This is a genomic window from Actinomyces sp. SKVG-SVH-4(1) (assembly GCF_048514265.1).
GTDB classification, from domain to species: domain Bacteria; phylum Actinomycetota; class Actinomycetes; order Actinomycetales; family Actinomycetaceae; genus Actinomyces; species Actinomyces oris.
The window spans coordinates 1-23,475 of sequence record NZ_JBGEVE010000008.1 but is presented as its reverse complement, the minus strand read 5'-3'; the positions used below and the strand labels follow the sequence as shown (position 1 = coordinate 23,475).

Genomic DNA, 23,475 nt, shown 5'->3' with positions numbered 1-23,475 from the left:
CGCAGTCTTGAACAGGCGGCTGCTCCAAGCCGTTCGAGCAACACGGATCCCCAGGTTCCGAAGGCCCACCGCACTGAATCGCATGGGACTAGCATTCCTCACTCCCTGCGGCGGCGGGACTGTTCTCCCTGTGACGTCGGGGGAAACCGGTGGGGAGAACTGCCGTGAGGCGCGTCATGGGGCGGCGACGGGCCGTCGTCGACCCCGGTGGGGCGCCACGTGGCCGGTAGGCTGACGGGCATGTCGAAGAAGAAGCGCCACGGGCGCCGTCCGGCCGCCGCGTCGGCCAAGCCCCGCAAGCAGAGCATCGAGTTCGTCGCCCGCCCCTTCGCCGGTCTGCCGGCCGAGGAGGACCTCGTGGCGATGGCTCAGATCATCCCGGCCGCCACGGCCACCGTGCGCCTGACCAAGGAGTACGGGGGCAAGCAGATCCAGCTCGTCACGCTCCTTCCCGAGTTCGTCCAGGGGCTCAAGCGCTCCGACGGCGAGGTCCTCGTGGCCATGCAGACCTCCATGCACTCCGGGGACGCCTCCCGCGACGTCGCCGCCGCCGTCCTGGCCACCCTCGAGCTGCCCGAGGGCCAGGCCCTGCGCACTGACGGCCTGCCCGAGCCCGGCCCGCGCCTCCAGGACATTCTTGACACCACTGAGCCGCCGGTCGTCTCCGTGCGCGAGACCTTCGACTTCTGGATCGACCCGCAGGCCGGGGCCGGTGACGAGCAGACCCGCCAGGTCATTGAGGAGGCCATCGAGCGCGCCAAGGAGGAGATCGCCCCGACCCGGCCCGTTCCCGGCGTCGAGCACGCCTACTGGTGCCGACTGGGCGCCAAGGAGTTCGTGCGCTGGGCGCGCGGGGAGGACGAGGACGAGTTCTTCAACGCCTTCGCCCGCATCTACGCCGCGCGCGAGTCCGACCTGGAGGAGGGGGCGCGCTTCGTCGGTGCCTTCCGGGCCAACGGCCTGGCCATCCCGGTGTGGGAGCTCGTCCCCGGCACGGAGGCCGAGGAGCTCACCAAGCCGCTGCAGGCCATGGGCAAGCGCCTGGAGGCCGCACTGGCCGACACCAGCCCCCTGAGCCCCGAGGTCCGCCGCGCCAAGGCCGGTATCATCTCCCGCCAGGTCAATCTCTGACTCTTATTCTCGTCGAGCCGGTCATTCTTCGCGTCGCCCTCCGGAATTTCTGCCGGTACCGCGAAGAATGCCCGGCTCGATGGCGGCCGGGGCGGGCGACTCCTCCTGCTGGCCTCCCCGGTCCCCTTGCTGACGGGGACATTCCACGCCTGTGGGGACACTCTTTGCCAGCCGGGGGCACTCTGCGCGTTGGGGGACGGGATTACTGTCCCCGACGGCGTCGAATGCCCCCGGCTGCAGCGGCACGCGCCCGGCCGCGTGGAATGTCCCCGTCAGTGTTGGTACTTGGGGGTGGTGGGCCGAGTGTCGGTCGATAGATCGCGGTGGGCCGGTGCGCGCTGGCGACGTGATGAGGACGTGGCGGCGGACCAGGCCGTGCAGCGCGCAGCCCTACGTGAAGACGTACAGGTCGATTGGGTGGACGACGAACCCGGGACCGCAGCGCGCGGCTCAGGTCTCGGCGATGCGCAGGCGCTGGCGCGTCACGCGCGGCAGGCCGCGCCCGTAGAGGGTGCCCTCCTTGGCTTTGATGGCGGCCACGAGTACGAAGCTCAGTGAGATGAGCAGCGCCCAGCTGCCGAACTTGCCGGCGTGCACCAGGTGCCAGCCGTCGGCCTGGTTGGGGTAGCGCCAGGCGCTCAGCGCCGTGGCCAGGTTCTCCGCCAGCCAGAGGAAGCCCCCGATGAGGATGAAGGCCACCGTCGTCGGCATCCAGTAGCGGTCCCCGCCGACAGTGAAGTGGACGGCGCTTCCCCACAGGGCGATGAGGAAACCGGCCGCGATCACCCAGCGCAGGTCGACGATGACGTGATGGGTGAAGAAGTTGAGGTAGGCGGCCACGGCCAGCAGACTCACCGGCCACCACCGAAAACCGCCCACGTGCAGGTCGAGGCGCCGGAAGGCCTGACAGATGTAGGAGCCGACGGAGGCGTACATGAATCCGGAGAAGACCGGCACCCCGCCGACGCGTACCACTCCCGCGTCCGGATAGGCCCAGGAACCGGTGCGGACCTTGAACACCTCCAGCGCCAGCCCGATGAGGTGGAAGGCGCAGATGACGCCGAGCTCGCGCCAGGTCTCCTGCTTGAGGGCCACGAAGGCGATCTGAACGACGACGACGTAGATCAGCAGGGCGTCGTAGCGGGCGATCGGCGGATCCGTGTACTTCCAGATCAGGACGCTGGCCGCGAGTCCGACGAAGATGGCGATGGCGAAAGCGCAGCAGGCCAGCTCCAGGAGGGCGAACTGGACCAGGCGGCGGGGGAGCAGGCGCCACCGACTCAGGGGGAGGCGAGCGGTATCGGGCACGACCGAAGTATGCCAGCGCCGTGACGTTGCCCCGCTGATGGGGACATTCCCTCACGGCCGGGGACATCCTGCGCATGCGGGGACTTTTTCTTCCGGTCGGGGACGTCTCGCGCGTTCGGGGACGGGTTTGCTGTCCCCGACGGCGTCGAACGCCCCCGTCCGGAAGGACACGCCCCCGGCCGCGTGGAATGCCCCCGTCGAGGGGCGCGTGACTACTGAGAGGGCAGCCCGTCCGGGTTCGGCCACCAGCTGGCCGACTCCATCACCGGATCGAGCGCAGTGCTCGCTTGATGATCCGTTCAGTGGCGGGGGTGGGCGACTCCTCCTGCCAGCGCTCGCAGAGCTCCCTGGCCCAGGCGGGCTGGGTCTTGGCGGCGTCGTTGATCCAGTTCGCCACGGAGTCCTGCACATAGCGGGAGGAGTCGGCACGCAGCGGCTCGAGCAGCGGAAGGCCCCGCTCGGGCTCCTTCTTGAGCGCGGGAATGTGCCGCGCCCACACGCCCCGCGGACGCAGCGACTCGCTGGCGAAGCGCCGAATGCGCTCCGAGGGTTCCGAGGTCCATGGCCGCAGCGCGCGGATCGCCTCATCGAGCCGGGACACCAAGTGCGGTCGCACCGCCATCCATGCCCACTCGCGCACTCCGAAGTGCGGGTCGTCCGCGGCCGGTCGCACCAGGGCCAACAGCGTGTCGACGTCGGCGTCCTTCTCCTGGGAGATCAGGGCGAAGACCGCCCAGCCCCGGACGGTGTCGGCCGGGTGGTCAGCGAGATCCAGGCAGGCGGAGTGGCCCAGGTGCGTGTACAGCGCTTCGCCCATGGTCTGCATGCGGGCCAGGATGCCGAGCGAGTCGGCGCGCTTGGCCGCCTCCACCAGCCCCTCGGGCGCCTCCGGCACCACCTGCGTCAGAAGTGCGGAATGGGTGATGGCCAGGATCTCCGCCAGTGTTCGGGACTCGTCTCGTCCCGAGTTCAGCTCGGCTTGGCGCGCCGCGGTTATACCGGGGCTCATGCGTCACTTCACCACGAGCCGGGCCACGCGCTTGAGGTGCTTCTTGTGCTGGCGTCGGCCGGTCTTGCCGACCTTGCCGAAGTTGACCCAGCTTCGCCCGCCCATGCCCAGCTGCTTGAGGACGGCTCCCAGGAACACCGAGCCGACGTAGTTGCCGCAGAACCGGCGCAGGAACCAGGTCGGGGCGGTTGAGGTGGTGAGCACCAGCACCTGCTGGATGTGGGTGAGGTGCCCCTTCACCCCGGAGGCCGTCGGGTGGTAGGCCCAGTTCTGTTTCATGACCTTGTCGACGAAGCCCTTGACGATGGAGGGCACCTCGCTCCACCAGATCGGGCAGATGACAATGATGCGCGAGGCCCCCTCGATGAGCTTCTGGTAGTGGCTCACCAGCGGGTCCAGCGTGCCGCCCTCCGTGAACAGGGCCAGCTCCTCAGCGGGCATGCGCGGGTCGAAGCCGTCGGCGTAGAGGTCGACGACGTCGTAGGGCCGGCCCGCCTTGTCCAGGGCGGAGGTGGCGGCCTCGAGCACGGCGTGGTTGAAGGAGCCGTCGTAGGGGTGGGCGTAGATGATGAGAGTGCGGTCGCCCGTCTTCTTGAGGGTCTTCTTAGCGGTCATCAGCTGTCTCCAATCGTGACGATGGTGCGCAAGGCTGCGCGGACGAAGGTGGTGTCGGCGGTGGTGCTGTCGGTCGCCATCCGCGGGCGCCGGTGCCACCGACTCAGCGGAAGGCGCGCGGCATTGGGTACGACCAACGTACGCCGTGTCTCCGAGAGCTCGCTGGCATGTGGGGACATCCTGCGCGTAGGGGTGCACTATCTCGCGGCTGGGGACGTGTTGCGCGTGTGGGGGCGGGATTGCTGTCCCCGACGGCGTCGAATGCCCCCGCCCGGAAGGACACGCATCTGGCCGCGCGGAATATCCCCGTGGGTGGTGTGTGGGGTATGACGGCACTGCTTTGGGGAAGTTCCGGGTGCTGCGGCCATGGCCGGGGACGTCCTGCGCGTGCGGGGACACTTTCTTCCGGCTGGGGACGTGTTGCGCGTTGGGGGACGGGTTTGCTGTCCCCGACGGCGTCGAATGCCCCCGCCCGGAAGGACACGCACCTGGCCGCGCGGAATGTCCCCGGCCGTGTCGGCGGCGGGCAGGCGTGGCAGGGTGCATGGGGAGGGGCCGTGATGCGCACACCTGGCACGTGCTGTCAATGACGAGTGACCACCATGCGGCCGGTCCGGGTCCGGTGGATGCGACTCGACGGCGGTGAACGCCCTCCCGTGAGCGCTCCCATCGGCGGCAGCCCAGCGATGCATGACGATCATTAAGATGCCTCTGACCTGCGTGGATATCGGTATGGGTGAACCGTGGCCGCAGATCCTTGACACCGCCGCTGCAGCGTCCTTCAATCGTGTCACAACCATCACAGCACAACAACGGCTCGACGAGCGCCCCGCACCGGGGCGTCCCGGCCCGTCCAGGATGAGAGGAGCACTGATGACCCGTACTGTTTGCGGCTCCACGCCGCGGTCGACGGCTATGCGTGTCAGCCTGCTGGGCTCCTGCTCATCGGCCGGCCGCCATCGATGCCCCTCGACCGCTATCCGATAGCCCCCGCTGATCGCCGGCCAGTCCCTCTCGGGCCTCCGCGCCGGCAGGAGGGGGGCCGACTCCCCTCATCCGCTACCGAGGTCCCGGCCCGGGCTCATCGTTGAGTCACGTGCCCCGGGGCTGGGCCAGCACCCGTACCAGTTCCCGCCCGCGCCCACCGCCCTCGAACAGAGCGGGGCGCCCACCAATTCATCCAACTTTCTTCGCCGTCAGATCCACGATGCCTATGGACCTTTGTTTCGGTTCCTGGCACCCTGGTGAAACGGCAATGTCGCCGCCGGGCCCGCTCGCCATGCGGCGAGTGAAGCGAAAGGCCTGATGTCATGACCGACGACCCCTCGAAGCACTCTCCAACCGGACCCGCTGCCTCTGCGGCCGGCTCCCACCCGCAGGACGCCCCCGCCGACACGGCGGACGTCGCACCCGCTCCCGCCACCAGCCCGGTGAGCACCGGGCCGCCCGAGCGGCCGCCGGTTCATCCGCAGCACCCGAGCTCAGGAACCTGGCGGGCCGTCCGCACGGCCGGCGCCCCCTTGAGCGTGCGAGAGGTCGAGGCAGCCGCCTCCGCGGCGCCCGCCGCCCACACCTCTGCCCAGTCCGCCACCCGCTCCTCGGTCCATTCGCCTTCCGAGACCGCGGCGGCCGGCGTCGTCCTACGCGACCTTGCCGACGAGTACGCCTTGCTTCTGTGCGCACACGACCCCGAGGCGGCTGCCCGCACCGGTCTGCCCGGCGGGGCCATCCTGCCCGATTACTCGCCCGCGGGGCTGGTCGAGCGTCTCAGTGCCGAGCGCTCCCTGCGCCACCGCGTGGCCGCCGTCGACCACTCGACCGGCTCCGACGAGCTCCTGCGCCGCCACCTCCTGGAGCGTCTGGAGACCTCCATCCAGTTCATCTCCGCCGGGGAGGAGGGCGGAAACCTCGGTTTCCTCTCCTCGCCCTTCCAGCAGATCGCCCGCCAGCTGCACCGACCCCCCGAGGCCCCCGACCGTGCCGGCTCCGAGGAGGCGGACCTCGCCGAGGCCGAGGCCAAGTGGGAGGACGCCTGGAACCTGCACCGCACCCGACTGGAGGCGCTGCCCGCCGCGCTGGAGGGGCTGGCCGCCTCCCTGGCCGCCTCCGCCGAGGCCGGTGCGATCGCCCCGCTCAGTCAGGTCGACGTCGTCGCCGGGCAGGCGCGCGACCTGGCCCGACGTCGGACCCTGGGACTGCCCGAGGACCTGCCGGCCACCCTGCACGTCCAGCTCCAGGAGGCGGACATCGTCGCCCGCCGTGCCGCGCTGGACTTCGCCTCCCACCTGCGTACGACGCTCTCGCCGCGGGCGCCCCAGGCCGAGGGTGTCGGCCCGCAGCGCCACGCCCTGTGGATGCGCCGCGTCCTGGGCACCCGGGTGGACCCCGAGGAGACCTACGCCTGGGCCACCGAGGAGCTGGGGAGGGTCATCGCCGAGCAGGACGCCATCGCCGTCGACGTCCTGGGGCCCGGCGCCGATGCCGGCAGCCTCAACCGGCACCTGCGCGCCGACCCGACCCGCGCCCTGCGCGCGGAGGACTACACGACCTGGGCGCAGGAGGTGGCCGACGAGGCCTGGGATGCCGTCGTCGGCCGGATCCTCGACCCGCCCGACGGCCTGGGCCGCCCCCGAGTGCGCCTCGGGGAACCCGGCGACGGCGCCGTCCAGTACGAGGAGCCGCGCGGTACCGGCGGGGAGCGTCGACCCGGCGTCGTCATGCGCTCCCTGGCCGACGGCGAGCAGCTGGTGTGGCCGTGGATGGAGCGCACCACGGTCCTGCACGAGTCGGTTCCGGGCCACCACGTCCACGTCGGCGCGCACGCCACCAGCACGCGCCTGACCGCCTGGCAGCGCTACCTGGGCTCCGTGCCCGGCTGCGACGAGGGCTGGGGCCTGTACGCCGAGTCCCTCGCCGACGAGCTCGGGCTCATGCCCACGCCCGAGGACCGGTTCGGCCGCCTGGCGGCACGCCGCTGGCGCCTGGCCCGGGTCCTCGTGGACCTGGGCGTCCACTCCCGGCTCCCCGTGCCCGACGACGTCGCCGCCCTCCCGGGGGCTTGCCGCGAGTGGAACCGGGCGACCGTCACCGCCGTCCTGCGCCACCACACCGTGATCTCCGAGGGGCGCCTGCGCTTCGAGGTCTCCCGGCACCTGGGGTGGCCGGCCCAGCCGCTGGCCTACGCGGTGGGGGAGCGGGTCTGGCAGGCCGGTCGGCGCAGTGCCCAGGCGCAGGCCCGCACCGAGGGCGGTGAGCTGGACCTGCGCGCCTTCCACAACCGGGGCATCGACCTGGGCAGCGTGGGGCTCGATCTGCTCGCAAGCGCCTTGCACTGACCTGCATGAAGGATGCAGCGCTGGAGGACCAAGGCGTGCCGGGGCGGCAGGGGAGTCGCCCCGGCACACGGAAGGACGCGAAATGCGCCGGCGGAACCCGGCTCCGTTGACGGGCTCCTTGTCTCCACTGTGCCACGAAAACCGGGTGTGACATGCCGAAACACGTGACTCCCGCTCCCGAACGAGGGAACCTGATTCATTGCTGCAAGATTTCTCAGTTTCTCCGGGGACCGTGGTCCCATGCTGAAGGTTTGACACAAGATCACCCAGGAAAGTCTGAAAGTGGCGAGGGGTGCCCTCCTCGTGGTGCATCGGCGTGTCGCAGCGGCCGACGCGACGTGTGCGGGGGTCGGCGGGCGTGCCTGCGCTGCGCGCCGATCCCGAGGATTCCGCGCCGCATGGCATGAGATCGCAGAACTTGACGGGCCTCACAAAAAAGGCGTGCGATAACGAGGCGCTCAGGTATCGGCCGGAGGCCGGGAGTCTGGATACCCTGGGGGAGTGAGTTCCACCAAGCGGCCCGACCAGCGCGTTGCCGTGGTCATCCCTGCCAAGGATGAGGCTGAGCGCATCGCCACCACTGTCCGGGCCTGCCGCTCCATCCCGCGAGTGGACCTCGTCATCGTCGTCGACGACGGCTCGACCGACGGAACCCAGGACCACGCCCGCGCCGCCGGCGCCGTGACCGTCCGCCACTCCGTCTCACGCGGGAAGGCCTCCGCCATGGAGACCGGGGCCTCCGTCGTCGCCATGCGCGACTACTCCGACGGTCCCGCCCGGCTGCTGCTGTTCATCGATGCCGACCTGGGGGACTCGGCCGCCTCCTGCGCCGAGCTGGTGCCTCCGGTCGTCGACGGCGTGGCCGACATGTCCATCGCGGTTCCCCCCAAGCAGTCCGGGGCCGGCGGCCGCGGCCGGGTGGTACGTGCCGCCAGGCGGGCCATCTCGCTGTCCACCGGGTGGCTGCCCGTGGCGCCGCTGTCCGGTCAGCGATGTCTGAGCCGCGAGGCCTATGAGAAGGCGGTGCCTCTGGCCGACGGCTGGGGGGTGGAGGTCGGCCTGACCATCGACGTCCTCGTGGCCGGGCTCGCCGTCATCGAGGTCCCCTGCGACATCACCCACCGCGTCACCGGTAACGACCGGGCCGGCACGATGCACCGCGCCTCCCAGTACAAGGACGTCCTGCGGGCCGTGACCCGGCGCAAGCTGCGCCGCCACCGCGTGCCGCGCGCCTCCTTCGAGAGGGCGGCCGCCGAGCAGGACCACTTCTTCGCCTACCGCGCCGTGCCGCAGCCCCCCAAGGCCGGCGACGACGTCGAGCCTGCCGAGAAGCCGCACCACGGTGAGGACCCGCAGGCCACCTCGGAGACGGCCGAGAGCTAGCGCGCCGACTCACTGCCGGCCAGCGTCAGCGCCAGCAGGGCGGGGGCGGCGGCCGCCAGGATGAAGCCGGCCATCGTGACGCCGGAGTCGTTGACCAGGACGGCCACGAGCGTCAGTACACCCAGGGACTTGAGCGCCGTCGTCACCCATCGCGCGGAGGGGGACATTCCGCGCGTTGGGGGACCGGATTCCCGTCCCCCCACGCGTGGAATGTCCCCGTGGGCGTTGGGGGCGAGCCAGGCGTAGGGGCTCGTGCCGGAGCGCCAGGCCCGCACCTGCCGGCGTCCCCACCACAGGGCCGCGGCCACGATGACCACGGCGCAGGCCAGGGCTGCCGCCATGACCGGCTTCGTGATGAAGGGGCCGACCAGTGCGTAGGCCTTGCGCCCCAGCACGCCGGCGGCCGAGCCGTCGGCCACCTGACGGGCGAAGCGCCCCAGGTGCGTGGGCTCACCGGGCCGGAGGAGGTCGACGACGGCGAAGCCGCCCACCACCAGGACCGTCGCGGCCCCGATGGCCAGCCAGCGCCGCCAGCTCAGGCGCAGACCCGCCAGGCCCGCAGCGAGGAAGGCCAGCGTCGGCACCAGCGTCAGGGCACCGCCCACGTCCGCGCCCAGCTGCGGGGCCCCATCGACGAGCAGCGCCGCCCCGCCCAGCAGGGCTGTCACCAGCAGCGCGCTCCGCCGGCCGCCGCCCAGAACCTCCCAGACGCCGGCGATGACGACGATGAGCGCGCCGGCCACCAGCGCGAAAGCCGTATTCGACACCCCGTAAAAACGGCCCGCCACCACCGCGTTCATGCCCAGCGGGTTGTTGAAGGCCAGGGGCGCGCCCGCGGCGGCGTCGACCAGCCAGGCCAGCGGGATCGCCGCCGCAACCAGCAGCGCTGTCAGGCTCGCTCCGTTGCGGGGCGGAGACAACGACGCGGAGGGTGCGGGGCCGTCGGCCTCGTCCGGTGGCGGCTCGGCTCCGGCCTCCCCTCGGGCGGAGGGGGTGTTGGGGGATCCGGCCGGCTCAGCGGCGGCTGCGGCACCGACCGCTGAGGGCGACGGACTCGGTGAGGCGGCGGAGCGGGGCTGCCGGTGCCGCCGCGCCAGCGCCACGATCCCGGCGGCCAGTCCCACGATCCCAGCCGCGACCAGCGCGGTCGCGACCACGGCGACGAGTGAGGCCCACCCCGAGGGAGAACCGGCCCGGGCCCCCACGCGCCACCACGGGGCGGCATTGACCAGCAGCAACGCCGTCGGCAGGCCGCTGAGGCAGACGGCCACCCACGTGACCCGGCGGCGGAGAGCCTCGCGCCGGCTCGCCTTCGGGGCGCGCAGCGCGACGGCCGCCCAGACCAGGAGCGCCACGGCCAGGCCCATGAGCAGGGCGCCGGCCCGCATGACCGTGGCCTGAGAGGCACGGGCGTGCAGGGCATCATCGGCGAGCCGCGAGATGCGGGCGTCCCCGGTGGTGGCGCCGGCGCCGGCCGTTGCCACGCCCGCGCGACCGGTCTCGGGCAGCGTGAGCGCGTGGCCGTCGAAGGTCGGGTCGCGGCGGCCGGCCAGGGCGGAGACGAGAGTCGGGGTGAGGTCGGTCAGCTGGGCCAGGCCCGCCTGGTGCGTGGAGTCGCCGACGATCAGACCCTCGGAGGTGCCGCGCGCGCTCCTCGTGCCCGCGGGCAGGACCGCCACCTGGGGGCCGGGGGCCTCGTCGTCGGCCAGGGAGGCGACGACGATGCGGGTGCCGGGGCGCGACTGCTCCTGGACCGTGCGCAGGGCCTCGTCGAGGGCGGCGATCCGCTCGACGTCAGTGGAGGCGGCGCTCGCGGTGTCGATGAAGGTGAGGTCCGCCTCGGCGGCCAGGGCCTCGGCCACCGACGGCGCCACAGGGGCGGGCCTGGTCGCTGAACCCCCCGGTGCCCCTGTGGCCAGCTGCGTTCCGGGGCCGACGGCCTGGATCGAGACGTCCTGCCCGAGCGCTCCGACCAGGGGGGTGCTGCGGGGGATCGCGGTGGTGGGGCCGGCGCAGGAAGCGGACGGTTCGATGGCGCTCGCGCGCTTGCCCCGGCCCAGGGTGAGCCAGGCATCGGCCGGGCAGGTGCGGTCCGCCGGAGTACGCACGGACAGGTTCATCGGCTCGCCCCGCTGGGCGAAGGCCAGCAGGCGGTCGGCCGCCGAGCCGACGCCGGAAGAGTCGGAGCTTTCACCGGCGCCTTCGCGGGAGGCCTGTTCTTGCAGGTCCGCCCAGGTGAGATTGTTCGTCGCCAGGACAACTACCGGCGCCGGCCGCGAAGATGAGTGCGAGGCCGAGGCGACATCGGAGGCCGGCGCCGACGCCGCCTGGGACGCCGGCGCTGTCGGGGCCGCGGTGGCGAGGGCCGGCCCGACCACCGCCAGGATCATGCCGATGACCACCAGCAGCACGAGGACGTACACGACCCCGCGCACCAGGCGCTGTTGACGTCGTCGAGGTCTCACCCGACCAGCCTACGGGCCCTGACCGCTCACAGGTACTGGCGGGCCACGGCGACCGCCTCCCCGCCATAGCCCCCGCCGAAGAGGAAGGCGTGAATCATGAGGATGTGCCAGGAGTGCATGCCCACCCGCTCGCGCCAGCCCTCCGCCAGCGGCGAGACCTCGTGGTAGGCCGCGTAGATGCGATCCAGGTAGCGCTGCCCGAACACGCCCAGGGCCGCCAGGTCGGTCTCGGCGTGCGCGCCCTGCGCCATCGGGTCAATGAGCACGCCGACCACCGTCGGCCCGCCGGCCGGCCCGCCCACGGGCGTCTGCCCGGGGTCAGGCTCCTGCGGCCCGAGGCCGGCCCGCGGCGGCGCCCACTGGGTGGCCTCATCGGCCGGGGTCCACAGGACATTGCCGCACCACAGGTCCCCGTGCGTACGGGCCACCGCGACCCGCGCGCCGCGCTCGCGGGCGCCGGCGCGCACGAGGGCCGGCTGGTCGGTGTCGAAGTCGCCGTCGCGCAGACGCTCGCACAGCCGCTCGACGACTCCGGCCCCGGCGGCGCTGATCGAGCCGTTGTCCCGACTGGGCTGCAGGTAGGGCAGGATCCGGTCCTCGGCGTAGAACTCGCCCCAGCGGCGCGGTTCGCCCTCCTCGACGGTGTGCGGCCGCAACCGGATGTCCGAGCGGCCCATCTGCGCCCTACCGTCCCAGCCGGGAGGCGCCGCCCCGAAGGCCGGGGCGCCCGCCGCATGGGTGACGGCCAGCGCCCGACCGAAGGCCTCCGCCCCGGCCGGCGTCACGGCGGTTGTTGTCAGCCGCGGCTCCTCCAACCAGCCCGGGCCGCTGGTCACCGGCACCACGTGCGCCCCGCCGTCGTCCATCGCCTCGGCGAGCCAGGCCAGGCCCTGAGCCTCCAGGGCGGTGGAGACCGGGCCGTCGTCGTGCTTGCGGAAGACACTCATGGCCCCAGCCTGCCAGGCCCGGCGGCGTCACGGGAGGGTGTCACGAGGCGGCATCCCGGTGGGGGAGGCCGGCTCTGGCCGGGCCTGGGCTGTTCCCTCCTGACCAGGCCCGGCGGAGGGACCGGACCCGCCGGTGAGGGCCCCGCGTTCCACGGAGCAAGCCGCCGCCGGCCCGACCGTCCGGACTGGCTACCCTGTGCCCATGACTGCTCCCGCTCCGCTCTGGTCCTTCCTCGGGCCGGCCGGCACCTTCACCGAGATGGCGCTGCGCCAGGTCGCCCCCGTCGACGTCGAGCTCGACCCCTGCCCGGACGTGCCCACCGCCCTGGACCACCTGCGCGAGCGCACGGTGGAGGCCGCCGTCGTGCCCATTGAGAACTCCGTCGAGGGCGGGGTCAACGCCACGCTGGACAACCTCGTGGCCTCCACGCCCCTGGTCATCGCCGCCGAGATGGCCGTGCCGATCACCTTCGTCCTGGCCGGCCGCCCCGGCACCCGCCTGGAGGACGTGCGCGCCATCTCCACCCACCCGCACGCCTGGGCCCAGTGCCGCGGCTGGGTCCACCAGAACCTCCCCGAGGCCGTGTACGTGGCCGGGACCTCCACCTCGGCGCCCGCCCGCGCGCTGGCCACCACCGAGGGGGACACCGGCTTCCAGGCCGTCCTGTGCAACCCGCTGGCCGCCAAGCAGTACGGGTTGGAGGTCATCGCCGGGGGCGTGGCGGACAACCCCGACGCCGTCACCCGCTTCGTCAAGGTGACCCGGCCCGGTCGCGTGGGCGAGCCCACCGGCGCCGACAAGACCACCCTGCTCGTCCACCTCCCGCACGACCGCTCCGGCGCCCTGCTGGATATGCTCGAGCAGTTCAGTGCCCGCGGCGTCAATCTCTCGCGCATCGAGTCCCGGCCCGTGGGCGACTCCCTGGGGCGCTACCGCTTCTCCATCGACGTCGAGGGGCACGTGCGCGAGGAGCGGGTCCAGGCCGCCCTCATCGGGCTGCACCGCACCTGCCCGGTGGTGCGGTTCCTGGGCTCCTACCCGCGGCTGGACGCCCGCCCGACGGCGGTCCTGGCCGGCACCAGCGACAAGGACTTCGTCGTGGCCCGCTCCTGGGTCGCCGACGTCCTCGACGGCCGCGCGCTGTAGTCGGGGCTCGCGCAGCCGCCCGGCCGAGCAGTCCGCCCGTACAACACCGGCACGCAGGCCTCGCCGTCGCGGTCGAGCCTTATGCCGCGCTGTCGAGGGTTGAGGGCACGACTGCGCGACCTACCCTACGACCGCGCGGACGCTTCACCTCAGTTGACCTCAGTGGACAGCCGACCTCGACGTGCGCAAGGCTCGGGACGTGAGCTCCTCCGACGCCAGCACCGAGACGACCGCCGCTGCCTCCTCCTCTTCCGCCTCCTCCACTGCGCCCGCCTCGCTGCCCGGCCGTCGCGGCGCCGGCCCCTATCGGGTCGTCATGGTGTGCACCGGCAACATCTGCCGCTCCGCCATGGCCGAGGTCGTCCTGCGCGACCGCCTCGCCGCCGCCGGCATCCCCGACTCCGGGCCGGGCGGCGTGACCGTCACCTCCGCCGGCGTCTCCGACGAGGAACGTGGCAACCCCATCGACTCCCGGGCCCGCCGCGTCCTGACCGAGGCCGGCTACGGCGTCGGCGCCGACGACGTCTCGCGCGCCACGAGCATCGCCATCGCCTCCCACACCGCCCACCGCGTCACCGACGCCGAGATCACCGAGGCCGACCTCCTGCTGGCCATGACCGACTCCCACTGGAACGTCCTCCAGCGCCGCGCCGCGGGCCTCGGGGCAGAGCCCGCCCGCATCCGCATGTACCGCGAGCTCGACCCGGCCTCCACCCAGCAGGTCGAGGCGGTCGCCGCGGGCGGGTCCTCCCGCAGCGTCCTCAACGTGCCCGACCCCTGGTACGGCACCATGGCCGACTTCCTCGACACCCTCGAGGTCGTCGAACGGGTCAGCGACGAGCTCGCCGAGCAGCTCACCGCGTTCCGCGACTAGGGCGTCGCGACTGAGGCTCAGCGACTCAGCGCAGGCGCTCAGTGCAGGCGGTTGTCCAGCCAGCGCATGACGGCCTGAAGGTACTCGGCGCGCGCCAGCGGCCCGGACAGGGCCAGGTCGTGGACGCCCTCGGGGATCTGGCGGACGGTCACGTCGTCGCCCAGGTACTGGGAGCGGTCGATGATCTGCTCCACGTCGAGGACGACGTCGGAGCGCTGCGCCTCCTCCAGGCTCGCCTTGACGCCGCCACTGGCCGTTGAGCAGCACACGAGGATCGGCACCCGGATCCCCAGCCCGTGGTGGACCTCGCGCTGCAGACGCCGGATCCCCGCCAGGAACCCGGCCCGCACCGGGAAGGACGGCGCCGGCTTGAGCGCCAGGTCCCAGTCCCACTCGCCGCGCCAGCGCCGGTGCAGGGCCGCCACGTAGTTGTCCTCATCGCCACTGCCCGGCTCACCGATGACGCGCTCGGGGTCCCGCCGCGAGAGGAGGTCCACGAAGGCCGAGCCGTAGGAGCGCACCAGTGCCGACCCGCGCAGGTCCAGCCACGGGGAGTTGAGGACGAGCGCGTCCACGGTCCCGGGGTGGTCGGCCGCCCAGATGACCGCCTGCAGCCCGCCGGTCGAGTGCCCGTTGAGGACGACGACGTCATGCCCGTGCTCGGAGCGGATGATGCGCAGGGCCTCGGCGATCTCCTCGTCATGGACGCGCAGGTCGCGCACGTCATGCGGGGAGGGGTGCCCGACGCCGGCCCGCCCGCAGGCCCGCAGGTCCAGCGCGTAAAACTCGAAGCCGGCGTCGAGGTAGGCCTGGGCCAGGTGGGTCTGGAAGAAGTAGTCGCTGCGGCCGTGCAGGTAGAGGACCGCGCGCGAGTGCCGGGGTCGGCTGGCCCGGCCGGCCGCCTCACGCTGGAAGACGAGCACGGCGTGGTCGGCGCCGGGTGCCTTCGTGGGTGACTCGGTCACCGGGATACGGCGGGCCACCCACGGCTCTCCCAGGATGTCGGGGGCGGTCGGCTCCAAGGTCGCACTCATGAGCAGATCCAAACACGTTGCCCTGTGCGGCGCGAGTAGCGGCGCCGACACGTGACCTGGGAATAGCCAGGATGTTGCGGGAGCGCCGGTGGCGGGCGGACTGAGGCCCGGGCTGAGCGGTGGGTGACGACCGGGTGGGGCGCACGTGCGGAGCGAGAGCCGGCCGGCCAGTGGGGCCCGAACGGCCCGGGCTGAAAGCGGGCTGGCCAGCGGGCCCGTGCAACCCGGGTCGGACCGCTCGCCCCGCCCGGCCCGTCTCGTACTTCGGGAACGCCGTCGATGTGGGCGTGACCTCGGTCCCTTGAAGGTGGCCTCGCTTGCGTCGCCAAGGCGGCGCTGCGTAAGTTACTGGTGGCCATCCAGAGCAACCGAGAGACCTGGCTCGACGACATTGCAGCAACCCCCTTCATGGTGCGGGTGCTTCCGCCAGGAACGATGGAGGAATACGTGACAACCAGTGAACAGTCGACCGCCGAGTCCGGCCGGTCCGAAGACGGTGACGTGCCCGGCTCCCCAAGCGAGCCCATGATCTCCCTGCGCGACGTCCACAAGGTCTACCGCCTGCGCAGCGGCAAGGAGGTGCGCGCCCTGGACGGGCTCAGCCTCGACGTCGCCGCCGGCTCCATCCACGGCATCGTCGGCACCTCCGGGGCCGGCAAGTCCACGCTCGTGCGCTGCCTGACCTCTCTGGAGCGCCCCACCAGCGGCCACGTGAGCGTCGCCGGCCAGGATATGACCGCCCTGTCGTCCAGCCAGCTGCGCGAGGCCCGACGCCGCATCGGCATGGTCTTCCAGCACGCCAACCTCCTGGACCAGCGCACCACGGCGCAGAACATCGCCTACCCGCTGGCGCTCGCGGGCGTCCCCGGCGGGAAGCGCCACCCGGTCGTCAAGCGCATGCTCGACCTCGTGGGGCTGGCCGACCGCGGCGGCTCCTACCCCTCCCAGCTCTCCGGCGGCCAGAAGCAGCGCGTCGGCATCGCCCGGGCGCTGGCCGACGACCCGGCCGTCCTCCTGTGTGACGAGCCCACCTCCGCCCTGGACCCGGAGACCACCCGCTCCATCCTCGACCTCATCAAGAACGTCCGCGACACCCTGGGCCTGACCGTCATCATCATCACCCATGAGATGAGCGTGGTCCGCCAGGTCTGCGACTCCGTCAGCCTGCTCGAGGCCGGGCGTATCGTGGAGAGCGGCCGCCTGGAGGACATCGTGCTCGACGTCGACTCCCGGCTCTCGCGCGAGATCGTGCCCTTCCCGAAGGTGCCCGAGGCCGCCGTCGCCAACGGCGAGAGCGTCATCGATGTCTCCATCACCGCCCACCCGGGCCAGCCGGCCGCCGTCGCCCTCATGTCCATGGTGGCCGAGCTCGGTGGGGACATCGCCGCCGGCGTCTTCGAGACGATCGGGCAGGCCCAGATCGGGCGCCTGGCCGTCACCGTCCCCGTGTCCGACACCGAACAGGCCGTGAGCACCCTGCGCCACGCCGGTATTGCTGCGGAGGTCCGCTCATGAACCCGATCCTCCTTCCGCTGACCCAGGCCGCGAGCATGAGCTCCGAAGATGGGACCTGGTTCAACAACACCGTCATTCACGACTTCCTCGGCACCGCCATCTTCGAGACCTTGGCGATGACCTTCGTCTCGGGAATGCTGACCATCATCTTCGGCCTCCTGCTGGGGCTCGCGCTGGTGACCACCGGCCAGCGCGGTCAGCGTCCCAATCCGCCCATCTACTGGGTGCTCTCGCAGTTCGTCAACATCGGGCGCTCCATGCCCTTCATCATCCTTATGATCGCCCTGATTTCCGTGACGAGGCTGATCGTGGGGTCGTCCACCGGCTGGCAGGCCGTCTGCGTGCCGCTGACCATCGGCGCGATCCCCTTCTACGCGCGCCTGGTGGAGACGGCCATCAACGACGTCGACCGCGGCAAGGTCGAGGCCGCCCTCATGATGGGTGCCTCTGGGCGGCAGATCACCTGGGGGGTCCTCGTGCGCGAGGCCCTGCCGATCCTCATCCAGTCGGGCACCGTCACCATCATCACCCTCCTGGGATACTCCGCCATGGCCGGCGCCGTGGGCGGCGGCGGCCTGGGCGATCTCGCCATTGTGTACGGCCACAACAGCAACATGGTGGACGTCGTGGTCATCACCGTGGTCATCATCGCCGTCATCGTCGGCATCATCCAGCTGGTCGGCGACATGCTCAGCCGGCTGGTGGACCACCGCTGAGGCGATCACCAGCCGGGTAAGCGCGCTGCGCCACCTGGAACCGGGCGGCTGCGCCGTCGGCCCCAGCATCATCAGACTTTCTTCTCTCCCGTCACTGGGGCCGCCCGGCCCCGCGAAAGGAACCACCATGTCCTCCTCCATCTCCCGCCGCACCGTCATCGCCGGTGGCCTGGCCACCGCTGCCGCCCTCACTCTGGCCGCCTGCGGCTCCAAGACCGGCTTGACTGAGAAGAACGGTGTCACCACCATCTCCATCGGTGCGAGTCCTCAGCCCCATGCCGCGATCCTCAAGTGGGTTCAGGACAATCTCACTGAGGGGACCGGAATCAAGCTCGACATCGTGACCATCAACGACTATCAGACGCCGAACGCCTCCCTGAGCGATGGCTCGCTGGCCGCCAACTTCTTCCAGACTCCCAACTTCCTGGAGCAGCAGAACAAGGACAAGGGCTATGACCTGGTGTCCATCGCCGACGTGCACGTCGAGCCCATGGGCATCTACACCGCCAAGGGTTATAAGGACGTCAAGGAGATCCCTGAGGGTGGCACGATCATCCTCAACAACGACCCGGCCAACACGGCTCGCGGGCTCAAGCTCCTGGTTGCCGCCGGGCTGATCGAGCTGAAAGAGGGAGTGGCCCTCCCCAACGTCACAAGTGTGTCGTCCAACCCGAAGAAGCTGAAGTTCAAGACTGTCGATGGCGCTCAGGTCCACCGGGCGATGCCCGACGGGGACGCCGCGATCATCAACGGTAACTACGCCATCGCCGCCAAGCTCAATCCCAAGAAGGACGCGCTCCTTCTGGAGAAGGGCGGCAAGGACTCGGAGTATCCCAACCAGCTCGTCGTGCGCAAGGCTGACAAGGACAACGAGCACCTCAAGAAGCTCGCCAAGCTCCTCAACGACGACAAGCTGCGTGCCTACATCACCAAGACCTGGCCCGACGAGGCCGTCATCCCGGCGTTCTGACGCCGGAGGCTGCGGCTGAGGGCCCGTTGAGGGTCCGTGTGCGGGGCCGGTTGTGGTTGGTCGAAGGACCGACCGCGACCGGCCCTTCGTGCTGGTGTGGGTGGGGTGGGGCGCACGGGGTGTGGGCGGATGTGCGGCTCGGGCGGGGACATCTTGCGCGGCCGGGGACATGTCGTCGCGGCCGGGGACGTTCGACGCCGTCGGGGATGGGAATCCTGTCCCCGAACGCGCGGGCTGTCCCCGCCTGGAGCTGACCGCACCCGGCCGCGCGGAATGTCCCCCGCCGTGCTGCCTGTGGGGCCGGTTGTCATCATCTGTGGACAGTTCGCGGTCTGCGGGCCCGGGAGCCGAGGCAGCCGCCTAGGTTGAACCGCGGGCGTCCGACGGCGTCCAGCGATACCGGCGGATTCACAGGGGAGAGGACGGCGCAGGGCCATGGCAGCTCGACGTGAACGGACGCAGTCGGACCGGTCGGCTCAACCAGTGCGGGGACGCACACCCGGGGGCCTCGGGCTCCCGGGCGGCACGGCTGGGGAGGGAGGCGTCGTCGGCGTCGGGGGAGAAGGTGGCCCGGCCGCTGTGGAAGCGCGCGATCTGCGCAAGTCCTTCCCGACCCCCGGTGGGGAACCGATCGAGATCCTGCACGGCATCTCCTGCGCCATGATGCCGGGGCGGATGACGGCGCTGGTCGGTCCCAGTGGCTCGGGCAAGTCCACGGCGCTGCTGTGCCTGGCCGGGCTGGAGCCGGCGACGTCGGGGCGCGTCTCGCTCATGGGACGCGACCTCGGCGGGCTCCCGGCGGCGCGAGTGGCCGAGCTCTACCGCGACCGGGTGGGCTTCGTCTTTCAGGCCTACAACCTCGTGCCCTACCTGACGGTGCGGGAGAACATCACGATCTCCGACACCCTGGCCGGCCGGCGCCCCGACTCGGCACGGGTGCGGGAGGTCCTGGCCGGACTGGGACTGGAGTCGCGCGCCGACGCGGTCGCGACCACGCTCTCGGGCGGTGAGCAGCAGCGCGTCGCCCTGGGGCGGGTCCTCTACCGCCGCCCACCGGTCGTCTTCGCCGACGAACCCACCGGGGCCCTCGACACCCGATCGGCCGCCTTCGTCCTGGCCGAGCTGCGGCGCCTGGCCGACGACGGGGCCGCCGTCATCCTCGTGACGCACGACCTGGGGGCCGCGGCCCTGGCCGAGAGCGTGCTCATCATGCGCGATGGCCGCATCGTCGACCACCGCCGCGGTGCCACCCCCGACGAGCTGCTGGCCGCCGTCAACCAGACGGGAGCTGCGGCATGACCCGCTACACACTGCGCGCCCTGGCCGCCCAGTGGCGGGCCTGGTCGGGAACGGTGGCGGTACTGGCCCTCGCCGCGGGGCTCATCAACGTCTGCCTGGTGCACCGCATGACCGTCACCCGGCCCGACGTCGTCGCCGCGGCGCGGGCGGCGGGAGTGGACCCGGCCGAGCTCGTCGTTCCCGGTATCTCGGTCGCCTTCTACACGGCGATGGTGACGGTTCCGGTGGTGGCCGTCGTCGGGCAGTCCTGCGTGCAGGCACTGCGCACGAGCTGGGCCCTGTGGAGACTGGCCGGTGCCCTGCCCCGCCAGGTGCTCGCCGCCGTCCTCGCCACCGTGGCGGTGCTAGGCCTGGTGGCCTGTGTGCCCGGGATTCTGCTGGGGCAGGTGGCGGCCCAGCCCTTCGCCTCGGTGCTCACCCGCCTGGCGGCCGCGCGCATGGGGCGCATCGAGGTCGCCCAGACCCCGACGACGCTCCTGCTCACCGTGCTCGTCGTGGTCACCGTCGCGGTCCTGGGGGCCGTGGGCCCGGCACGTGCCGCCGTGAGAACGCCAGCCGTGGAGGCAGTGCGGGACACCGCATCGGAAGGCCGACGCCGCATGGGGGTGGGGCGATGGATCCTGGCCGGAGTGTGGGCGCTTGCGTGTGCGGGGCAGCTGTTCGTCGCTTTTCTGGCCCCACCCGGAAGGAAGATCGACGGATGGCCGACCGGTGGGGGCCAGGCGATCCTGGCGTCGCTCCTGCTCGCGGTCCTCGTGGTGCTGCTGGCGCCCGCGCTCATCCCGCGGCTGCTGCGGCTGTGGTCGGCGCCGCTGGCGCGGCTGGGTGGACCGTGGCTCATCGCGCGCCGTTCGGCGCTGTGGCGCAGCGAGTCGTCGGCAAGTGCCATCGGCCTGCTGGCCCTGGCGATCTCCTTCACCGCGGCACTCACGACCAGTCTCGCCACGGGGCAGGCAGTGGTGGAGGCGGCGCACCTGAACGTAACCATCAACCAGGTGGACTCACTGGTGCTGGCGACGATCCTCGGGGCGATGGCGCTGCTGGGGGCCGTGGCCGTCGTCGGCATGTCCTCCCGGTCCCGGCAGCGTGAGCTCGCGGTGCTGCGCTGCGCCGGGAGCACGGTGCGCGGCGTGCGCCGGCAGGTGGTCATCGAGGCGGCGCTGTACGTGGGGACGGCCCTGCTGATCTCGCTCCTACCGCTAGTGGTGACAACAGCCGGCGAGTCCCTCTTCTACGCCAGAGCGGGGATGCCGCTGGTAGTGCGCCCCGGCATCGGGCCAGTGCTGCTCGTGGCCCTCCTGTCCTTCCTGGCCCTGGTCGCGGTGCTACTCGCTCCGATCCGGGGTGCCACCCGGGCCCCGATCGGTGCCATCCTGGCGGCCGAGTGACGATGGGCCCGAGCAGGTTGAGCAGAGGCCGCTGGTTGCCTGGGAACCGCGGTCGTCCCCAGGCCTCGCGAACCGCTCTGGGGCTCAGATCTCGGGGCGTAGGGTACGGTCGCGACGGAGAGGAGGGACGCTGGTGTCCGGTGCAGAGCGCGGCTCGTCGTCGGTGATGAGGATTCGGGTCGACTGGCGGACGCTGGGGGAGTGGGTGCGCCAGCCGGCGCCCGCGCAGGCCGGCCCCGGCATCCTGTCCACGCTGCTCCTCATCCTGTGCGCCACCTACCAGGGCGACATGATCGGCAGTGCGGTGCTGACCGGCCGCGTCGGTGACGGCGGCCTGGTTGCGGGGATCGCCCCGACCAGAATCGGCTTCGCGATTCTCATCCTGGCGGCCGTTGGGTCGACGGCACTCCTCACTGCACGACGCAGGCACCCGCTGGCGGTCTTCCTGGTCGAGGGTGCCGTGTACGTGGCGGCTTCGGCGCTGGGGCTCAACAACTTCTTCCTCGTCCCGGTGCTGGTCGCGTTGGGGAGTGCGGTGAGCCGGCTCCCACTGTGGCAGCACCTCGCGGTGATCGGCGCGGCCTGCCTCATGGCGACGGCCAGTGCGGTCCTGGTGGCCCCGCCCGGGGTCCTGATGGAGGAGTGGCTCAGCCAGGTGGTCGCCGTCCTGCTGACGGTCATCGTCGCGATGCTGGCGCGCAGCGTTGCGAACTGGCGGGCGGCGCAAGCCGGGGCCAGAGCCGAGCGGGAGCGCTTCCGGGTGCTTCGGGCCGAGCGCGACCGCGCGGTGAGCCGGGCCGGTATCGCCGCCGAGCTGCACGACTCCGTGGGGCACGGCCTGACCACGATCATCGCCCTGTCCGAGGGGCTGGCTGGTGGGGCCGACCCGGAGATCGATGAGGCGCTCGGCGGCATCAACGAGGTGGCGCGGGAGTGCCTGGAGCAGACGCGCCGGGCGGTGAGGGCCCTGGCCGACGGCGAGGATGAGCCGGCGGACTTACCGGACCGGGACGATGCCGGGCACCGGTCTTGGGATGAGATCAGGAGCGTCGTCGGCAGGGTCCGGTCGCTGGGCGTCACGGTCGTCTTCACCGAGACCGGGCAGCGGGCCGACGACGCCGGGCAGGCCGAGCTGTGCTTCGCGCTCACCCGGGAGGCGCTCACCAACGCAGTGCGGCACGCGCCCGCGCTGTCGCAGGTGCAGGTGTCCTGGGACCACGGTGAGTCGGCGGTGACGGTGACGGTTCGCAACGATGGCGCCTCGGGTGACCGTGGCGGGGAAGACAACGGTTGCTGTGGTGGGGCTGCGGAGGGGACCGGCCTGCCGCGGCTGCGGGACCGGATCGAGGCGGCGGGAGGCTCGCTGGACTGGGGGTCGGAGGCCGACGGCGGCTGGCGGGTGGCTGCGACGGTGCCGAGAACTCGCGGTGAGGGTTGAGGTGTGGGCGTGGAGTCGGAGGGGCTGAGGCCGACATCGGTCATGATCGTGGACGACCAGCGCTACGCGCGCCTGGGGCTGGCACTCATGATCCGCAAGGCGCCGGACCTGCACGTAGTGGCGGAGGCCGGTGACGGGCAGGAGGCGCTGGAGGCCCTGGAGCGGCTGAACCGGTCAACGGGGCTGCCCGACGTCGTGCTCATGGATGTGCGCATGCCAGGGATGGATGGGATCAGTGCGACCCGAGCGGTGGCGCGGCGGTTCCCGACGGTAAAGGTCCTGGTGCTGACTACCTACGACGAGGACGACTACGCCTTTGGGGCTCTGGAGGTGGGGGCATCGGGGTTCCTGCTCAAGGATGTGCGCGCGGCGCAGCTGGCTCAGGCGGTGCGGGCGGTGGCACAGGGCGATGCCGTACTCACGCCTCGCGTCACCAAAGAGCTCATTGCACGTGGGGTACCGCGGGCGCTGTCCGGTGCGCAGCGCGAAGGGCTGCGGGAGAGGTTCGAGGTGCTGACGCCCAGGGAGCTCGACGTCGCCCGACTCATTGCGGAGGGCATGTCGAACGAGGAGATCGCCGAGCGGCTCGTGCTGCAGCCCGCCTCCGTGCGCCGCAACGTCAGCCGCATCCTGGCCAAACTCCACCTGCGTGACCGCGTCCAAATCGCCGTCGCCTGGTACAAGAGCGGCGGTTGAGATGTGTTGTGTCCTCGCGGGCGGGTGCACTCCGCGCGTCCGGGGACAATCTTGTGCGTCCGGGGACCTTCGACGCCGTCGGGGACGGGAATCCGGTCCCCGAACGCGTGGGCTGTCCCCGGCTGGAGGGTGGGGTCAGGTGGTGTTTGCACCGTTGATGATGTCGTTGAGTTTCTCAGTTGGGGTCTGTCCGTTCAAGACGATG

Annotated in this window: 18 protein-coding genes; 12 read left to right on the top strand and 6 right to left on the bottom strand. The window is 71.6% G+C overall.

The annotated features are described in order from the left end of the window. Positions 1 to 240 precede the first annotated feature (240 nt). Positions 241 to 1,131 (top strand): DUF5926 family protein, encoded by an 891-nt coding sequence (locus AB7V09_RS08050; RefSeq protein ID WP_060956977.1) that lies wholly within the window; start codon positions 241 to 243, stop codon positions 1,129 to 1,131. Positions 1,132 to 1,581: 450 nt separating this feature from the next. Here AB7V09_RS08050 and AB7V09_RS08045 read toward each other — a convergent pair whose 3' ends face one another. The 3 genes from AB7V09_RS08045 to AB7V09_RS08035 form a co-directional block, all read right to left on the bottom strand. Beyond that, positions 1,582 to 2,439 carry a DUF817 domain-containing protein gene (locus AB7V09_RS08045; RefSeq protein ID WP_419143425.1) on the bottom strand — a complete coding sequence of 286 codons (858 nt, stop codon included), beginning with the start codon at positions 2,437 to 2,439 and terminating at the stop codon, positions 1,582 to 1,584. 262 nt (positions 2,440 to 2,701) lie between these two features. After that, positions 2,702 to 3,448, bottom strand: a complete 747-nt coding sequence (locus AB7V09_RS08040) for a DNA alkylation repair protein (protein WP_419143424.1) — start codon at positions 3,446 to 3,448, stop codon at positions 2,702 to 2,704. A gap of 3 nt (positions 3,449 to 3,451) precedes the next feature. Continuing rightward, positions 3,452 to 4,063 (bottom strand): NAD(P)H-dependent oxidoreductase, encoded by a 612-nt coding sequence (locus tag AB7V09_RS08035; RefSeq protein WP_009406677.1) that lies wholly within the window; start codon positions 4,061 to 4,063, stop codon positions 3,452 to 3,454. 1,310 nt (positions 4,064 to 5,373) lie between these two features. Between AB7V09_RS08035 and AB7V09_RS08030 the strand changes: the two genes are divergently transcribed. Then, positions 5,374 to 7,398 carry a DUF885 domain-containing protein gene (locus tag AB7V09_RS08030; protein WP_419143423.1) on the top strand — a complete coding sequence of 675 codons (2,025 nt, stop codon included), beginning with the start codon at positions 5,374 to 5,376 and terminating at the stop codon, positions 7,396 to 7,398. A gap of 501 nt (positions 7,399 to 7,899) precedes the next feature. Beyond that, entirely contained in the window at positions 7,900 to 8,781 is an 882-nt protein-coding gene (locus tag AB7V09_RS08025; protein ID WP_419143422.1) for a glycosyltransferase family 2 protein, read from the top strand. Here AB7V09_RS08025 and AB7V09_RS08020 read toward each other — a convergent pair. Further along, positions 8,778 to 11,246 carry a hypothetical protein gene (locus tag AB7V09_RS08020; RefSeq protein WP_419143421.1) on the bottom strand — a complete coding sequence of 823 codons (2,469 nt, stop codon included), beginning with the start codon at positions 11,244 to 11,246 and terminating at the stop codon, positions 8,778 to 8,780. The two genes, AB7V09_RS08025 and AB7V09_RS08020, sit on opposite strands and share 4 nt — an antisense overlap. A 26-nt stretch (positions 11,247 to 11,272) precedes the next feature. After that, on the bottom strand, positions 11,273 to 12,193 hold the full coding sequence (locus AB7V09_RS08015; RefSeq protein WP_419143420.1) for a fructosamine kinase family protein: 921 nt from the start codon (positions 12,191 to 12,193) through the stop codon (positions 11,273 to 11,275). A gap of 202 nt (positions 12,194 to 12,395) precedes the next feature. Here AB7V09_RS08015 and pheA point away from each other — a divergent pair, with 202 nt between their 5' ends. After that, complete coding sequence (pheA, locus tag AB7V09_RS08010; RefSeq protein ID WP_075254466.1) at positions 12,396 to 13,340, top strand: prephenate dehydratase; 945 nt, start codon at positions 12,396 to 12,398, stop codon at positions 13,338 to 13,340. A gap of 316 nt (positions 13,341 to 13,656) precedes the next feature. After that, entirely contained in the window at positions 13,657 to 14,214 is a 558-nt protein-coding gene (locus tag AB7V09_RS08005; protein ID WP_419143492.1) for a low molecular weight protein-tyrosine-phosphatase, read from the top strand. A 38-nt stretch (positions 14,215 to 14,252) separates the two neighbouring features. Here the strand turns inward: AB7V09_RS08005 and AB7V09_RS08000 are convergent, their stop codons facing one another. Further along, positions 14,253 to 15,248 carry an alpha/beta hydrolase gene (locus AB7V09_RS08000; RefSeq protein WP_003788219.1) on the bottom strand — a complete coding sequence of 332 codons (996 nt, stop codon included), beginning with the start codon at positions 15,246 to 15,248 and terminating at the stop codon, positions 14,253 to 14,255. 351 nt (positions 15,249 to 15,599) lie between these two features. Between AB7V09_RS08000 and AB7V09_RS07995 the strand changes: the two genes are divergently transcribed. The 7 genes from AB7V09_RS07995 to AB7V09_RS07965 all read left to right on the top strand — a co-directional run bounded on the left by AB7V09_RS07995 (position 15,600) and on the right by AB7V09_RS07965 (position 23,270). Beyond that, positions 15,600 to 16,763 (top strand): methionine ABC transporter ATP-binding protein, encoded by a 1,164-nt coding sequence (locus tag AB7V09_RS07995; RefSeq protein ID WP_419143419.1) that lies wholly within the window; start codon positions 15,600 to 15,602, stop codon positions 16,761 to 16,763. Continuing rightward, entirely contained in the window at positions 16,760 to 17,479 is a 720-nt protein-coding gene (locus tag AB7V09_RS07990; RefSeq protein WP_419143418.1) for a methionine ABC transporter permease, read from the top strand. The genes AB7V09_RS07995 and AB7V09_RS07990 overlap by 4 nt, the downstream gene beginning before the upstream one ends. Before the next feature lie 127 nt (positions 17,480 to 17,606). Continuing rightward, positions 17,607 to 18,449 (top strand): MetQ/NlpA family ABC transporter substrate-binding protein, encoded by an 843-nt coding sequence (locus AB7V09_RS07985; protein WP_419143417.1) that lies wholly within the window; start codon positions 17,607 to 17,609, stop codon positions 18,447 to 18,449. A 579-nt stretch (positions 18,450 to 19,028) separates the two neighbouring features. Then, positions 19,029 to 19,748 (top strand): ABC transporter ATP-binding protein, encoded by a 720-nt coding sequence (locus AB7V09_RS07980; RefSeq protein ID WP_020992037.1) that lies wholly within the window; start codon positions 19,029 to 19,031, stop codon positions 19,746 to 19,748. Beyond that, positions 19,745 to 21,136, top strand: coding sequence for an FtsX-like permease family protein (locus tag AB7V09_RS07975; protein ID WP_419143416.1), 1,392 nt, complete (start codon positions 19,745 to 19,747; stop codon positions 21,134 to 21,136). Before AB7V09_RS07980 ends, AB7V09_RS07975 begins: the two co-directional genes overlap by 4 nt. A gap of 133 nt (positions 21,137 to 21,269) precedes the next feature. Continuing rightward, the gene (locus AB7V09_RS07970; RefSeq protein WP_256694001.1) at positions 21,270 to 22,574 is read left to right on the top strand and encodes a sensor histidine kinase; all 1,305 of its coding nucleotides are present in this window, start codon (positions 21,270 to 21,272) and stop codon (positions 22,572 to 22,574) included. Positions 22,575 to 22,577: 3 nt separating this feature from the next. Next, on the top strand, positions 22,578 to 23,270 hold the full coding sequence (locus AB7V09_RS07965) for a response regulator transcription factor (RefSeq protein WP_314193976.1): 693 nt from the start codon (positions 22,578 to 22,580) through the stop codon (positions 23,268 to 23,270). The last annotated feature ends 205 nt before the right edge of the window (positions 23,271 to 23,475 follow it).